This is a genomic window from Clostridium disporicum (assembly GCF_001405015.1).
Lineage (GTDB): Bacteria > Bacillota > Clostridia > Clostridiales > Clostridiaceae > Clostridium > Clostridium disporicum_B.
In genome coordinates, this window is record NZ_CYZX01000024.1 from 1 (window position 1) to 15782 (window position 15782).

The following is a 15782-nucleotide window of genomic DNA, read 5'->3' on the forward strand; positions in this document are numbered from 1 at the left end:
AAGTTTTTCATATTATTACTATGCGCAAAAAAGGAAGTTCAAATTCGAACTTCCTTTTCTTTATCGGCAAATATCAAATTTTTTTTGATACAGCCCCTTTTTGTTAATAATTAGATTTGATGTCGGTTAAATTAGATAATAACTTTTATAATAGAATATCAACGTGTAAAAAATCAAATTATATAGTGAAGGATAATAAGAAGTTTTCTGTAAGAATAGGTAATTGACTAAAATTTTATACAGATATATAATTACTAAAGATAATTACTATTAGTAATTATCTTTAGTAATTATATAAAGGGGGATATTATGAACGATAAATTAGTAAAAGAAATTTTTGATGCATGTTTTATAGCAAAGAAAGTTACTGAAATGATGCCAGAGCTTCCCAAAGATATGAAACCGAGACATATACATGTTATTGATGCTATTTATACATGTAAGAAAAATAAGGAATTAGTATGTGTGAGTGATATAAGTAATGCTTTGAATATTACTACACCAAGTGTAACCAAACTAATAAAAGAATTAGAGAAGAAAGACGTAGTTGAAAAAATAGAATGTAAGGAAGATAAAAGAATAACTTATTTAGAATTAACTACTTATGGTAAAGAACTGTATAAAGTGTTTGTTGAGGAATATCATAGCAAGGTAGCAAAAGTTTTAAATAATATATCTGATGAAGAGGCTAAAACTTTTATTAAAGTTGCAGATGAGGTTTATAGTCTAATTAAAAATAATATTATGGAGGATAATTAGATGAGTGATAAAATAGATTTTTCAAAAGGAAAGTTATTACCTATAATTTTAAAATTCTCCATACCAGCGGCTATTTCTTTATTAATTACTGCTATTTATAATATAATTGATAGAATATTTGTAGGAAATTTTGTTGGTAATACAGCTCTAGCAGCATTATCCATATGTTTTCCGTTATCATTTATGATGATAGCTTTTGGATTAACATGTAGTGCTGGTGGCTCCACTTTATTTTCTTTATTTCGTGGTAATAAAGAAGAAGATAAAATGAATTTATCATTTGGTAATGCATTTATAATGGTTATTGTATTTGAAGCAATACTTACAGCAATTTTATTAATATTTCCTGATATATTTTTAAAGGTGTTTGGAGTTACTGATACAACATATAACATGGCTAAAACTTATTACACTATAGTGTCTTTAGGTTGTGTTTTTCAAGGATTGACATTCGTTTTTTGTGATTTTGTACGTGCTTCTGGAAAACCTATAATGGGAATGTGTGTCACAGCTATTGGAGCTATAACTAATATAGTATTAGATGCTATATTTGTTGCAGTTTTAAATTGGGGGATAGAGGGAGCAGCTATTGCAACAGTAATAGGACAAGTTATTTCTGTATTATTTGGTGCTTACTTATTATTTTGTGGTAAAACACTTGTAAAGATAAAGAAAGATACTTTCAAATTAGACTTTAAGCTTCAAAAAGAAATATTTAGATGTGGATTTGCTTTTTGGATAGCACAAATGGCAATGGGATTTATAAGTTTAATTTATAATGGTCAACTTGGAAAATATGGTGGAGATATTGCTATTAGTGTTTATGCAGTAATTTCAAGTATAATGACATTTGTAATAATGCCAGCTAGTGGAATAAGTCAAGGTATTCAACCGATTTTAGCATATAACTACAGTAGTAAAAATACTTTAAGAGTTAAAGAAACTTTAAATAAAGCATCGATGCTTTCGGTAGGGGTAACATCAATAATATGGGTTGTAGTAATGTTCTTTCCAGCTTCTATTATTAGAGCATTTGGAGGTGGAGAGGAGTTAATGTCTATAGGGATTGCTGCTCTAAGATGGAATTTTATAATTACTCCTATTTTAGGATATGTAATGCTATGCACAACATTCTTTCAATCAATTGGTAGACCTAACCCATCAATTGTAATTAGTTTATTGAGACAAGTAGTGGCTTTAGTTCCTTTCTTATATTTATTGCCTAAAGTTATAGGAATTAACGGAATATTTATGGCTCAACCTATAAGTGATATTATAGCACTGGTAATTTGTGTAGTATTGATTAAAAGAGAATTTTCTAATATAGCAAATGATAAGTATAATGTCGCCTAAAGTTAATAGAAAAATTACTATATATAACATTGATATTTAAGCTATATTTTTCAGAAGAAAGAATAGCTTAAATATCAAAAGAAAAATATTTGCGGAAAATTTTCCGAATTAAGTTGTAAAAAAGTAATGAATATTTTGAAAAAATATGATATAGTTAATTATATCAGAAATATGTAATCGGTTTTTGAAAACATTTCCTGATAGGAATTTAATTATTGAATTCTATTTAGAGGTATTGTAACATAATATATAATAGTAAATTTATAAGCTATAAATAAAAATTTATATAATAAATATTAAATATAATGTTTTAGTTTTAGGAGGAATTATCATGAAAAATATTTTATTAGTATGTGCTGCAGGAATGTCTACAAGTCTTTTAGTTAATAAGATGAAGGATGCTGCAAAAGCAAAAGGAATAGAAGTAAACATTAACGCTTTACCAGTTTCAGAATGTTCAAGCGTTGTTGATACAGTTGATATAGTTTTACTTGGGCCACAAGTTAGATTCCAAAAACCACAAGTTGATGCTTTAGTAAAAGGAAGAGTTCCAGTAGAAGTAATCGATATGAGATTATACGGAACTATGAACGGTGCTGCTGTTCTTGATAGAGCATTAGAATTAATTAAATAGTTTATAGTATATTATTAGGTGAATTCATCAATTTGAATTCACCTTTTTTATTTCAGTTTATAAACACAGTAGTTTTAGCAGGAACATTATCATATATCCATTTAGCATTAACTTTAGCTAGACGGATACAACCATTTGAAATTTTCATACCTAAACGACCATCTTTAATGGTTCCATCTAAATTATACAGAATTGAATGAAACAAGTAGTCATTTTTAAATTGAGAGTAATAATAACAAACATATCCATGAGAATATCCAAAGGAATAACCTTTAATTCCTATATAGAATGTACCTTTAGGTGTAGGGGTAGTAGGTTTGCCTATGGAACAAGAATAACTTTTGATTAGTTTCCAATTAGATTTTTTACCTGTAAAAATATTAACTTTAAAACTTTGAGTATCAACCCAGATCAGATAATTGGTTGTACTAGATAAATTACTATTATTAACAAAGGATTCACCATAACTAGAAAGAGAATTAACTAATAGAAAGTCTGATAGAACTGTAGTATTTAACTTTGTAGCACGATAGATATTTTTTAAAATATTTATTAGCATAATATATCTCCAATCACTAATTATATAATTATATAAAGTTAGGTAATAAATATAGTTGTTCCACCAGGGATATTTTCATAAATCCATTTTGCATGAGGTGTTGATAAACGAACGCACCCGTCTGTAAGCATCATTCCAAGTCTATCGTCTTTTATGGTTCCATCTAAGTAATAAGGTATTGAGTGAAATAGGTAATCGCCTTTTATTTGAGTGTAATAAAGACATCGAAAGCCTCTTGATTCTCCAAAAGAATATCCTTTTACCCCAACGAAGTAAGTTCCTTTTATAGTTGGATTATTAGGCTTTCCTATTGTGCATAGATAACTATTAATAAGAGTCCAGTTATTTTTTGAACCTCTAAAAATATTAGTTTTAAAATTTTCAGTATCAACCCAAATAAAATATGGCGAACTACTAATGAAGCCGTTAGTATTTACAAATTTCGTTGCGGAATCTAAATAATAAGAACTTGTTCTAAATGAATTTACTAATAGGCGACCATTAAGTCGTCCAAATCTATATAAGCCTTTAACTTTGTTAATAAGCCACATAACTTAAACTCCTTAAAATTTACTTATACTCTATTTTATTTAAATGCTCCCACTTTGTTGATGGTTGTCGAAATAATTATATTGATTTTTGTGATTTACTGTTATACTATAACTATAACAAATATATCGGGGGTAATAATATGTTAGAAATAAAAAATTTCTCAAAGGCATATAAACAAGGTAAAAAGGCAGTAGATAATATATCTTTAACAATAAATTCAGGTGATATATTTGGATTTATTGGACATAATGGAGCAGGTAAAACTACTACAATAAAATCTGTAGTAGGTATATTAGAGTTTACTGAAGGAGAAATATTAATTGATGGATTATCAATTAAAGATAAACCTATAGAATGTAAAAGGATTATGGCATATATTCCAGATAATCCAGATTTATATGAAGCATTAACAGGAATTCAATATTTAAGCTTTATATCAGATATTTATGGGGTTAGTAAATCACAAAGAGAAGAGCTTATAAAAAAGTATGCGGACAAGCTTGAATTAACTAGATTTTTAGGTGATTTAATAGGATCATATTCGCATGGAATGAAGCAAAAGTTAGCTGTAATTTCTGCATTAATTCATAAGCCTAAATTATTAGTATTAGATGAACCTTTTGTTGGGCTAGATCCAAAAGCTGCCCATACATTAAAAGAGATAATGAAAGAAATATGTTTAGAAGGTAGCGCTATATTCTTTTCTACGCATGTATTAGAAGTTGCTGAAAAACTATGTAATAGAGTGGCTATAATAAAGGATGGAAAAATTGTTGCACAAGGAAATACAGATGAAGTAAGGGGTAATAGTTCTTTAGAAGATATATTTATGGGGTTGATTGATAATGAATAATTTATGGGTTGTATTAAAAGCAACATTTATTAATGATTGGGGATTAAATGGATTTTCAAAAAATGTTTCTGGGACAAAAGAAAAAAGAAAAATGATGATGTCATCTTTAGTGCTTCTTATTGGAGCAATGGCAATAGCATTTACTGTAACTATGTACGCTTATCTTATGGCTGATGCTTTAGAAAGTATAGGTTTTTTAGATTTACTATTAATGATGGCTGGATTGATGAGCGTTATGATGGTATTTTTTACATCTATATATAAAGCTCAGGGAACATTATTCACTTCAAGAGATTATGATATGTTAATGTCATTGCCAATTAAAAATAGTGTAATTCTAACTAGTAAAATAATAAATTTATTAGTGTTCAATTGGATATTTACAGCCTTTGTGCTTATACCAACTGGAGTTATATATTATATGAGAGTTCCAGGATTATCATGGCTTTATTTCGTAATATTAATAATATCAGTTATATTTATGCCATTAATTCCAGTTATAATAGCTTCAATTTTAGCTGTATTTATAAGTTATTTTGCTACTAAGTTTAAGCATAAGAATTTAGTAACTATACTAGGTGCGACTATTGTTACATTACTAATTCTTATAGGTTCATTTAATATGAATTCTATTATTGAATCATTAATGATAAATAGTGCTTCTATTATGGAAGGTATAGGTAAAATATATATTCCAGTAACTTTTTTTACTAATGCATTAAGAGATACAAACTTAATAGAATTAGTAAAGCTTATAGCTATATCAATAGTTCCTTTTATAATATTCATAATTGTATTTAGTAGATTATTTGGGAAGATTAATGCTAGACTAGGAGAAAACTATAAAAAGGCAAATTACAAAATACAGTCACTTAAATCTAGTAGTATAGCTAAAGCTTTATTACAAAAAGAGATAAGAAGGTATTTCTCAACACCTATATATGTTTTAAATACAGGCATTGGAATGATTATAATTTTAGTAGCTTCAATTGCGACTCTATTTGTTGATGGACAAACTTTGGCTATGTATATGGAAATACCATATGTAGATGAACTAATGCCACTTAATGTTTTGTTAATAATAGCTTTTGGAATAGGAATATCGTGTACAACGACCTCTTCAATATCTTTGGAAGGGAAGAATTTATGGATAATGAAGTCATTACCTATAAGAGAAAAAGATATATTTAGAGGCAAAATATTATTAAATTTAATTATTACTATTCCATTAGGAATACTAGCTAATTTAATATTTTCCATAGGCTTAAAGTTTAGTTTTGCAGCTTTAGTATGGAATTTAGCATTTACAATAGTATTTTCTTTATTAACAGCAATAGTAGGTTTACTTATAAACTTATATTTACCTAAATTAGATTGGGTATCACCAACTGTAGTTGTAAAACAAAGTGCAGCAGTAATGATAGAAATGTTATTTGTATTTGCGATTATTGGATTATCTATAGGAGTATTCCTTTTATTTAAAATAACAAATATAACTATGTTTTTATTATTATTGTTAGGTATACTTGTAATTTTATTAATAATTTCATATAGACTTCTAAATACAATTGGGATAAAGAAGTTTATTAAATTATAAAGTAAAGTTAAAGTTTATATTGATAAATAAAATAAAGAGTTTTGAAAGTACCATAATAAAAAATGGTACTTTTTTTATTAATTTAAGTAGCGATTAAGTGTATAGAAACATAAAATATATTAGGAAGTTATGATGAATAAAAAATAGTTAAGTACTATCGAGTGGGAATAGTATGATAAAAGATGAATGCGTATGTAAATATGAGTTATGAAAAGAACTTTTAGAAAAATATGACTATGAAGAATGGTACAGAAAAGACATTATTAAAAAATAATATATAACTAGAAGAGCTATGCATAATAAATGTATAGCTCTTAGTATATAAATAAAAAAATGAAATATGTAAATAATAAGTTGGAATTAGATATTATCGACGATAAAAAAACAATAATTAAATTTTTAGAAAAGCCTAATATAATGAAGAAAAATTTATTTTATAAAAAGAAGAAAGAAGAGAGTTTAAGGAGGTAGTTTTATGCAAGTAATAAAAAAAGATGGTAGATTACAAGAATTAGATGCTAATAAGATTAAGATTAGTATTTTAAATGCAACAAGTGGAACTAAGGCGCTTTTAAATGAGTCAGATATTAAAATAATAGTAAAAGATATAATTAAAATTATAGAGGATTTAAGATCTGAATATGGTAATACGTCAAGTTATGAAATTGTAGGAGTTGTAGTTGAGGTATTAAAGAGAGATGGATTTGATGATGTAATTTCATCTTATATAGAATATAGTAAGTAGTTTGCCTAAGGGCAAGAGATAAATGTTTTGCTAGAGCAAAAGATGAAAGATTGCTTTGTGGTAAAGTGAAGGGTTTTGCTCTAGCAAAAAGTAAAAGATTAACTTTTGATTAGGACTAAAACATTCTTTCGTGTTATAATAGTACCGATATTTTGAAGCAAGGATCGGTGAATTATATGTATAAATTAATAGCATTAGATATGGATGGAACTTTATTAAATGAAGAAAAAATAGTAACAGAAAGAACTAAAAAGGCAATACAAGCGGCGAGAGATAAAGGTGTAACAGTTGTTCTTGCAACAGGTAGACCAATTGATGGTGTTACTAGATACTTAGAAGAGTTAGATATGTACACAGATAATGATTATGTTTTAAGCTATAATGGGGGATTAGTATTAAAGACAAAGAGCAGAGAAGTTGTATGCAAGATGGGATTAATAGGGGAAGATGTTCATTATCTTTACGATTTAAGCAAAAAATTGGGTGTTAATATTCACGCATTCTCTGAAGAAAATGGACTAGTTACTCCTAAAAATAGTAAGTATACTGAAGTTGAAGCAAGTATAAATAACATAACAATACAAGAAATAAATTTTGAAAATATAAAAAATGATGAAAGTTACATAAAGGTAATGATGATAGATGAGCCTGAAATACTTCAAAATGCTGTAGATAATTTACCAAAGGAAGTTTTTGAAAAGTATACAGTTGTTAGAAGTACTCCTTACTTCTTAGAGTTTTTAAATAAAGAAGTTAATAAAGGTGTAGGTGTTGAGCTTTTAGCTAAGCATTTAGGTGTAAAGAGAGAAGAAGTAATAACTATGGGTGATGCAGGAAATGACTTACACATGATTGAATATGCAGGAATGGGAATTGCAATGGGAAATGCTTTTGAAGAAGTTAAAAAAGCTGCTAATTACATAACCGATTCAAATAATGAAGATGGAGTTGCAACAGCTATAGAAAAATTTGTTTTATCTTAGGAGGAATTAAATCTTTATGCATTATGGAAACCTTCAAAAAATTAGAGATGGAAGAAGAACTTATGCAATAACTCCAGATATACCTGGTGGATTTGTAAGTGCAGAAACATTAGAAAAAATAGCTAAAGTTTCAAAGAAGTATAATGGTGTATTAAAAATAACATCAGGTCAAAGAATTTTAATTACAAATCTTAAGGAAGAGGATTTACCACAAATTTGGGATGACTTAGGGATGGAACCAGCTGTTGTAAAGGCTAATTCTGTTAAGAACGTAGAAATATGTCCAGCGGGCTTTTGCAAAAGAAGCAAGTATAATACTATAGGAATTGGAATGAAGTTAACTAAAAAGTATGGCAAGAAGGATATGCCTTGTAGAACTAAAATAGGAGTTGCTGGATGTAGAAATTCTTGTGGAAGTGTTTATGCTAAAGATGTAGGAGTAATAGCCGATGTAACAGGATTAATGGTAGTTGCTGGAGGTTCAGCAGGGTTTAATCCAAGAATTGCAGATATTATTGCAAAAGATTTAGATGAACAGCAAACTTTAAAACTTATAGATTCTATCTTTGATTATTATAGAGAAAATGCTGAGTTAGGTGAAAAGCTAGGATTTATGATAGAAAGATTAGGAATAGAAAAATTTAAAGCAGATGTAATAGAAAAAGCAAAATAATTAATAGTTAAGAGTTGATACTTTAAAATTAACCATTAAACTAAGATAAAATTTCTTTGAGGATATTTTAAAATCCAGCAAAATATAAATATTATTCTGCTGGATTTTTTTTATGAATAGTTACTATTAATTCTTAAATTTTAAAATGTCATAGTTGATAAAATATATCCAAAGTATCCAAAAGACATTAAAACAAGATTCCATACAAAAATTCCAATAGAGGAATATATTATATAATCTTTGAATTTAACTTTGAAAATCCCAGACATTAGAGATATAAAAGTTCTAATCGTAGGAAGCATTCTACCAATAAGACACATCTTAGCTCCATATTTTTCAGCTGTTTCTTTAGCTTTTCTTAGTGATTTTTGAGTACTCGGAAATTTATTATAAAAAAAGTTATATATGATATCACCAAATTTGGAAGACACTAAATAATAAGTTATACTTCCAAGAATTGACCCTAAAGTTGCAATAGCAAAAACTATCAGAAAAGAATGTCCACTGCTTTTTATAAAAACACCTACAGCTGGCATAATTACGATTGCAGGAATACCGGTAAGATTTAATGCTTCTAAGAACATAATTATAAAAATAATTACTAAAGTATTAGCTTTTAAAGTTTCTATTAAATTTGTCATTTGTTTCTCCTTATACTTGATAAATGTAATATATAGTGGTGAAGCTACCTTTATATTTTTTCTTATTAAGGTAAGTTGTCCATAGTTACTTACCTCATAAGATACTACCGAGTTATGACCGCTATTTGAGAAATATAGATATTTTCAATTAGAAGTTATAGAGTTATAAGGTAGAATAAACATCAGGTAAAGTACTTATATAATATAAAATTTTAAATCCATTCTAACCTAATTATTCTAATATTATAACTTCGCTATAAAGTTCACACAATATGTAAGCAAATCTTTTACTGGGATAAATACCATATAGATTTATTTTTCATATAATGCCTTAGATAAAATATAACTTAATACTATTATATCTAATCATAACAATGATAATTGTTAAGAAACTGTATACAAAATGTTTTTATAGTAAAATATTGAAATCAAGCGTATAGCTAAGAAATTTTACATATAAATATTAAAGATGAATTGTTTGCTAGTATTTATATAAGGTTTTTTCTGTTTTTAGAAATATATAAGTAAAAACGGTAAGTTTAGAATGAATATTTATTATGAAAATATGAAGGTTTAAGGGTAAGATTAGATGAATAAAAAGGATAGAATAAATAGAGGCAAATTTTATATTTTATTAACAATAATATTTGTAGCTCTGACTCTTTTAATATTAAATGTAAAGTATCTTAATGGTAAATTAAGTATAGTGGTGATAGCTAATTTTATAAGAAAAAATGGTGTTTTTTCGTCTTCGATATATCTTTTGATATTTGCGATAAAACCTTTTTTTGTTATAATTCCATCAAATATAATAGCTATAGCTGCTGGAAAAGTATTTGGCGCTTTTTGGGGATTTATACTAACTATGATTGGATATTATATTTCTGGGACTGTGGCATTTTTTTTATCAAGGCTTTTAGGGAGAAGTTTTGTAGAAGATTTAATCGGAAGTAGATTTGTAAAGCTAGACCAAAACCTTGAGAAAAATGGATTTAAAATACTATTTTTATTAAGACTTCCTCCAATATTACCATATGATGCATTAAGTTATACTTGTGGATTAACTAAAATAAAGTATAGCGATTTTATTTGGGCATCAGTTTTAGGGGTAGCTCCTGAAACACTTTGTTATGTAATTTTAGGAATGAACTTTAATAATCCATTTTCCGTGAAGTTTATATTGCCATTAATAATTATTATTTTTGGGATAATTTTCGCAAAGAAATTAGTCAAAAGATAGTAGTTTATATCCAGATTAATCTATAAAAGATAAAATGTTGGATTAATTAATTAATCGTGTTACAATACAAGAGAATATTTTTGTAGAGAGGAATGTTATAAAATGGATAAGTACAAAGAACAGTTTATTGAATTTATGATTGAAAGTAATGTATTAAGATTTGGAGAGTTTACTACTAAGAGTGGAAGACAAACCCCTTTCTTTATTAACACTGGAAACTATACTACTGGGGAACAATTAAGTAAGCTTGGTGATTTTTATGCTGAAGCTATAAAGAAACATTTTAATAATGATGTAGATGTTTTATTTGGACCTGCATACAAAGGAATTCCACTAACAGTAGTTACTGCAGTATCAATGAATAAGCTTTACGGAGCAAATGTTCAATATTGTTCAAATAGAAAAGAAGTAAAGGATCACGGTGAAGGTGGAATATTACTAGGAGCTAAGATTGACTCTGATAAGAAAGTTGTAATAGTAGAAGATGTAATGACTGCTGGAACTTCAATATATGAAACTGCACCAATATTAAAAGCGCAAGGAAATCCACAAATACAAGGATTAATAATTTCTGTTGATAGAATGGAAAAAGGTAGAGGTGAAAAGTCAGCTCAAGAAGAAATTAAAGAGGTGTTTGGAATTCAAACTTACTCAATAGTTACAATGAAAGAAGTTGTAGAGTACTTATATAACAGAGAATTGAACGGAAAAGTATATATAGACGACAAAATCAAAGTTGCAATAGAAAAATATTATGAAAAATATGGTGTATAAAAAAATTACAACCGAAACTCTCTAAAAATATTGACAGCATTAAAAAAAAATGGTATCTTAGATTAAAATAAAGAACCTTTAATGAAATCCAGAGAGATTTAAAAGGAAGTGTAATTTTTATTAGACAACGGGATTATTATGTCTTCCTTTAGATAAAGGAAGACATTTTTTTATTATTTCTTTAAATTTAGCCCTGAGAGGTTAAGAAGGAGAGGAAAATTATATGATGAATAAACATTTAATAAATCCAATGGACTTTACGATAGAAGAATTAAATGAAATCTTTGAATTAGCACATCGAATTATATCAAATCCAGAAGAGTATTCACACGTATGTGAAGGAAAAATACTAGCTACTCTGTTTTATGAACCAAGTACCAGAACAAAATTTAGCTTCGAAGCTGCCATGATGAGATTGGGCGGAAAGATATTAGGGTTTTCAGAACCAAATTCAAGCTCAGCAGCAAAAGGTGAAACTTTAGCAGACACTATAAAAATGGTATCTATATACTCAGATATTATAGCAATGAGACATCCTAAAGAAGGATCAGCTAAGGTCGCAAGTATGTACTCATCAGTACCTGTTATAAATGCAGGGGATGGAGGGCACCAACACCCAACTCAAACACTAACAGACCTTTTAACGATAAAGACTTTAAAAGGTAGATTAGACAATCATGTTATTGGTATTTGTGGAGACTTAAAATATGGTAGAACAGTTCAATCTTTAATAACAGCCATGTCAAGATATAAAAATATCAAGTTTGTTTTAATATCACCAAAAGAATTAGGAATACCTCAATATATAAGAGAAGAGGTTTTAAATAAAAATAATATAGAATTCAGAGAAGTAGAAAAGATAGAGGATGTAATAGAAGAATTAGATATCCTTTATATGACTAGAATTCAAAAAGAAAGATTTTTTAATGAAGATGAATATATGAGATTAAAAGATAGCTACATTTTAGATGCAGAAAAGATGAAATTAGCTAAAGAAGATATGATAATAATGCATCCACTTCCAAGAGTAAATGAAATAGATGTTGAAGTTGATAAAGATAAAAGAGCAGCATACTTTAAGCAAGCAGAGTTTGGTATGTATGTAAGAATGGCTTTAATGGCTAAGTTATTGGGGGTAGCGTAATGTTAGAGATTACAAGTATAAAAAATGGATTTGTATTAGATCATATTAGAGCTGGGGTAGGAGTTAAGATATTTAAATATCTTAAACTTGAAGATGGAGAAAATGAAGTTGCATTAATAATAAATGCAAAAAGTATAAAGAATGGTAGAAAAGATATAATAAAGATAGAAAATGCTACAGAAATAGATTTTACAGTTTTAGCGTTATTATCGCCAGGAATAACTATAAATCAAGTTAAAAATGAAGAGATAATAGCAAAGATAAAACCAGAATTACCAAAGCAAATTAAAGGAATAATTACATGTAACAATCCAAGATGTATAACAAGTGATGAAAAATACTTAGAGCATGTTTTTGATCTTGTTAACGAAGATAAAGGATCTTACAAATGTCAGTATTGCGATACAATAATTAATCCAAGTGAGGTATAAAAATGAGCAACTTATTGATAAAAAACGTTAATGTAGTAGATGCGTTTCAAAACTTCCATGGAGATGTATATATAGAGAACGGAATAATAAAGGAAGTTGGACAAGATATAAAAAAGGATAATGTTGAAATTATAGATGGAAACAGCCTAACTTTAATGCCAAGCTTCATAGATACTCATGCACACTTTAGAGAACCAGGATTCACTCAAAAGGAAGATATTGAAACTGGATCTAAAGCAGCAGTAAAAGGTGGATATACAGGAGTTTGTTTAATGGCTAATACTTGGCCAGTATGTTCAAACTATGAAGTATTAAATCATGTAAGAAATAGAGCAAAAGAAGTTGGATTAACAGATATACACCAATGTGTTTCAATAACTGAAAACTTCAAAGGTAGCAATATAGAACATTTAAATATGTTTAAAGATGATAAAGAAGTAAAAGCTATATCAGATGATGGTGTAGGAGTTATGGATTCAAGCGTAATGATGAAGGCTATGGAAGTAGCTAGAGAAAATAACTGGATAGTTATGTCACATGCTGAAGATAAGACATTCTCAAAGATAGATATGAGAATGGCAGAAGATTTAATGACAATAAGAGATTTATATCTAGCAAAAGTAACTAAAGCACATCTTCATATGGCTCATGTAAGTACAGTAGAATCAATAAATGCTATAGAGAGAGCTAAAGAAGAAGGTGTAAATGTAACTTGTGAAGTAACACCTCATCACTTAGCTTTAGATAGTAGCATAAGTAATTATAGAGTAAATCCTCCAATAAGAGAAAAAGAGGATGTAGAAACTTTAATAAGAGCTATAAGAAAAGGTGTTGTAGATTGCATAGGAACAGACCACGCTCCACATACTGAAGAAGATAAGAAAAATGGAGCGCCAGGAATGGTTGGATTAGAAACTGCTTTTTCAATATGCTACACGACGCTAGTTAAAGAAAATAATATCTCATTAAATAAATTAAGCGAATTAATGTCTAGAAATTCAGCTAATATTTTAGGAATGAATAAAGGATTAATAAGTGTTGGAAAAGATGGAGATATGGTACTTGTAGATTTAAATCAAAAGGTTACTGTAGATAGAGAGAAATTTGTATCAAGAGGTAAGAATACACCTTTCCACGGAAGAGAATATTACGGTGAAGTTAAGATGACAATAAAAGGTGGAAATGTAGTTTATAAAGCTTAAGTAAGGAGAATTTTAAATGGATAAATTAATAATAGATAAATTATATGAAAGAGTAGAAGAAAGAGGAGTAGTTTGTTTAGGGTTAGATACAGCTGTTGAGTATCTTCCAAGCCACGTATTAGAAGGAAGAACTTTAAGTGAAGCATTATTCCACTTCAATAAGGAAATAATAGATGCAACTTTAGATGTTGTAGCTTGCTTTAAAGTTCAAATAGCTTACTATGAAGCTTTAGGAATTGAAGGATTAATAGCTTACAAAAATACACTTCAATATTTAAGAGAAAAAGATGCAATAATAATTGCAGATATAAAAAGAGGAGATATAGCTGCGACAGCTTCACAATATGCAAAGGCGCACTTTACAGGAGATTTTGAAGCGGATTTTATAACTCTAAGTCCATACATGGGAATGGATAGTATCGAACCATACCTACCTTACATGAAAGAAGGAATAAAGGGAGTATTCGTACTAGTTAGAACTTCAAATCCAGGTGCAGAAGATTTTGAAAATCTTGATATAGTAGGTGGCAAAAAGTTATACAACGCTGTTGGTGATAGATTAACTGAAATGGGTCAAGAAGTTAAAGGTAAGTACGGATATACTCAAATCGGTGGAGTAATAGGATGTACTCATGTTGAAGAAGGTAAGGAAATAAGAAGCAGATATAATGATATGTTCTTCTTAATACCAGGATATGGAGCACAAGGTGGAAAAGCTGAAGATGTAGCTCTTTACTTAAACAATGGAAATGGTGGAGTAGTAAATTCATCAAGAGGAATATTATTAGCGTATAAAAAGGAAAATAGAGAAATGGAATTTGCTGCTTGTGCAAGAGAAGAAGCTATAAAGATGAGAGATGAAATAAGAAGAGCTGTAGAATCTAAGTAATGGGGGACAATATCATGAAGTATACGAAAGCAAAGATATTATCTAATACAGAAATAGTAGATGGAATATATAAAATGGCGGTTGAAGACCATAATAAAGTAAATGCAGGTCAATTTTATATGTTAAAGCATCAAGGTGCAACACTACTTCCAAGACCTATAAGTGTTTCTGAAAAGGAAGAAGGAACAGTAACATTTTTATATGCTACTGTAGGTAAAGGTACAAAAGAGTTTGCGAACCTTAGAGAAGGGGAAACTATAGAATTAACAGGTCCTCTTGGAAATGGATTCGATATAGATAAGAAATATGGTAATGTTGCTTTAGTTGCTGGAGGTATTGGAATAGCACCTATGGTGGAACTTGCCAAGAGATTAAGAGAAAAGAATAAAGGTATGAAGATGGATCTTTATGCTGGATTTAGAGATGACATATATTTAACTGATGAATTATGTAAGTACATAAATGATGGATATGTTTCAACTAATACTGGAAAGTATGGTCATAAGGGATTTGTAACAGATTTATTAGAAGTTGATAAATATGATACAGTATTATGCTGCGGGCCAGAAGTTATGATGAAAAAAGTAGTTGAAATGTGTAAAGAAAAGGGAGTTCAAGTATATGTTTCAATGGAAAAACATATGGCTTGTGGGGTTGGAGCATGTTTAGTATGTACATGCAAAACTAAAGATGGAAATAAAAGAACATGTAAAGACGGTCCAGTTTTTGATGGAAACTATGTTGAACTATAGG

Annotated in this window: 18 protein-coding genes; 15 read left to right on the forward strand and 3 right to left on the reverse strand. The window is 28.5% G+C overall.

The window, feature by feature from the left end:
• The first annotated feature begins 309 nt into the window (after positions 1–309).
• The 3 genes from ARA56_RS13830 to ARA56_RS13840 all read left to right on the forward strand — a co-directional run bounded on the left by ARA56_RS13830 (position 310) and on the right by ARA56_RS13840 (position 2746).
• Positions 310–759 (forward strand): MarR family winged helix-turn-helix transcriptional regulator, encoded by a 450-nt coding sequence (locus ARA56_RS13830; protein ID WP_055267679.1) that lies wholly within the window; start codon positions 310–312, stop codon positions 757–759.
• Positions 760–2112, forward strand: coding sequence for an MATE family efflux transporter (locus ARA56_RS13835; RefSeq protein WP_055267681.1), 1353 nt, complete (start codon positions 760–762; stop codon positions 2110–2112).
• Between the two features lie 331 nt (positions 2113–2443).
• Positions 2444–2746, forward strand: coding sequence for a PTS sugar transporter subunit IIB (locus ARA56_RS13840; protein ID WP_055267683.1), 303 nt, complete (start codon positions 2444–2446; stop codon positions 2744–2746).
• Between the two features lie 52 nt (positions 2747–2798).
• Here ARA56_RS13840 and ARA56_RS13845 read toward each other — a convergent pair whose 3' ends face one another.
• Positions 2799–3305, reverse strand: coding sequence for a L,D-transpeptidase (locus ARA56_RS13845; RefSeq protein ID WP_084759042.1), 507 nt, complete (start codon positions 3303–3305; stop codon positions 2799–2801).
• Between the two features lie 38 nt (positions 3306–3343).
• The gene (locus ARA56_RS13850; RefSeq protein ID WP_055267685.1) at positions 3344–3856 is read right to left on the reverse strand and encodes a L,D-transpeptidase; all 513 of its coding nucleotides are present in this window, start codon (positions 3854–3856) and stop codon (positions 3344–3346) included.
• Positions 3857–3996: 140 nt separating this feature from the next.
• Here ARA56_RS13850 and ARA56_RS13855 point away from each other — a divergent pair, with 140 nt between their 5' ends.
• The 5 genes from ARA56_RS13855 (at position 3997) to ARA56_RS13875 (ending at position 8708) form a co-directional block, all read left to right on the forward strand.
• Positions 3997–4710: an ABC transporter ATP-binding protein gene (locus ARA56_RS13855; protein WP_055267687.1), complete on the forward strand. Its 714-nt coding sequence runs from the start codon at positions 3997–3999 to the stop codon at positions 4708–4710.
• Entirely contained in the window at positions 4703–6307 is a 1605-nt protein-coding gene (locus tag ARA56_RS13860; RefSeq protein WP_055267689.1) for a putative ABC transporter permease subunit, read from the forward strand. The genes ARA56_RS13855 and ARA56_RS13860 overlap by 8 nt, the downstream gene beginning before the upstream one ends.
• 475 nt (positions 6308–6782) lie before the next feature.
• Positions 6783–7052 carry an ATP cone domain-containing protein gene (locus tag ARA56_RS13865; RefSeq protein ID WP_055267691.1) on the forward strand — a complete coding sequence of 90 codons (270 nt, stop codon included), beginning with the start codon at positions 6783–6785 and terminating at the stop codon, positions 7050–7052.
• A gap of 176 nt (positions 7053–7228) precedes the next feature.
• Positions 7229–8035, forward strand: coding sequence for a sugar-phosphatase (gene yidA / locus ARA56_RS13870; protein WP_055267693.1), 807 nt, complete (start codon positions 7229–7231; stop codon positions 8033–8035).
• A gap of 16 nt (positions 8036–8051) precedes the next feature.
• Positions 8052–8708, forward strand: coding sequence for a nitrite/sulfite reductase domain-containing protein (locus ARA56_RS13875; protein WP_055267696.1), 657 nt, complete (start codon positions 8052–8054; stop codon positions 8706–8708).
• A gap of 140 nt (positions 8709–8848) precedes the next feature.
• On the opposite strand, the gene ARA56_RS13880 is transcribed toward ARA56_RS13875, so the two are convergent.
• On the reverse strand, positions 8849–9349 hold the full coding sequence (locus tag ARA56_RS13880; RefSeq protein WP_055267698.1) for a DedA family protein: 501 nt from the start codon (positions 9347–9349) through the stop codon (positions 8849–8851).
• 589 nt (positions 9350–9938) lie between these two features.
• Between ARA56_RS13880 and ARA56_RS13885 the strand changes: the two genes are divergently transcribed.
• The 7 genes from ARA56_RS13885 to ARA56_RS13915 all read left to right on the forward strand — a co-directional run bounded on the left by ARA56_RS13885 (position 9939) and on the right by ARA56_RS13915 (position 15781).
• Positions 9939–10589 (forward strand): TVP38/TMEM64 family protein, encoded by a 651-nt coding sequence (locus tag ARA56_RS13885; RefSeq protein WP_055267700.1) that lies wholly within the window; start codon positions 9939–9941, stop codon positions 10587–10589.
• A gap of 102 nt (positions 10590–10691) precedes the next feature.
• Positions 10692–11363, forward strand: coding sequence for an orotate phosphoribosyltransferase (pyrE, locus tag ARA56_RS13890; RefSeq protein WP_055267702.1), 672 nt, complete (start codon positions 10692–10694; stop codon positions 11361–11363).
• A gap of 223 nt (positions 11364–11586) precedes the next feature.
• Entirely contained in the window at positions 11587–12507 is a 921-nt protein-coding gene (pyrB, locus tag ARA56_RS13895) for an aspartate carbamoyltransferase (RefSeq protein ID WP_055267704.1), read from the forward strand.
• Positions 12507–12938, forward strand: a complete 432-nt coding sequence (locus ARA56_RS13900; protein ID WP_055267706.1) for an aspartate carbamoyltransferase regulatory subunit — start codon at positions 12507–12509, stop codon at positions 12936–12938. The genes pyrB and ARA56_RS13900 overlap by 1 nt, the downstream gene beginning before the upstream one ends.
• 2 nt (positions 12939–12940) lie before the next feature.
• Positions 12941–14140, forward strand: a complete 1200-nt coding sequence (locus tag ARA56_RS13905) for a dihydroorotase (protein ID WP_055267708.1) — start codon at positions 12941–12943, stop codon at positions 14138–14140.
• A 16-nt stretch (positions 14141–14156) separates the two neighbouring features.
• Positions 14157–15029 (forward strand): orotidine-5'-phosphate decarboxylase, encoded by an 873-nt coding sequence (gene pyrF, locus ARA56_RS13910; RefSeq protein ID WP_055267710.1) that lies wholly within the window; start codon positions 14157–14159, stop codon positions 15027–15029.
• A gap of 14 nt (positions 15030–15043) precedes the next feature.
• Positions 15044–15781, forward strand: a complete 738-nt coding sequence (locus tag ARA56_RS13915) for a dihydroorotate dehydrogenase electron transfer subunit (RefSeq protein WP_055267712.1) — start codon at positions 15044–15046, stop codon at positions 15779–15781.
• Position 15782: the final 1 nt, after the last annotated feature.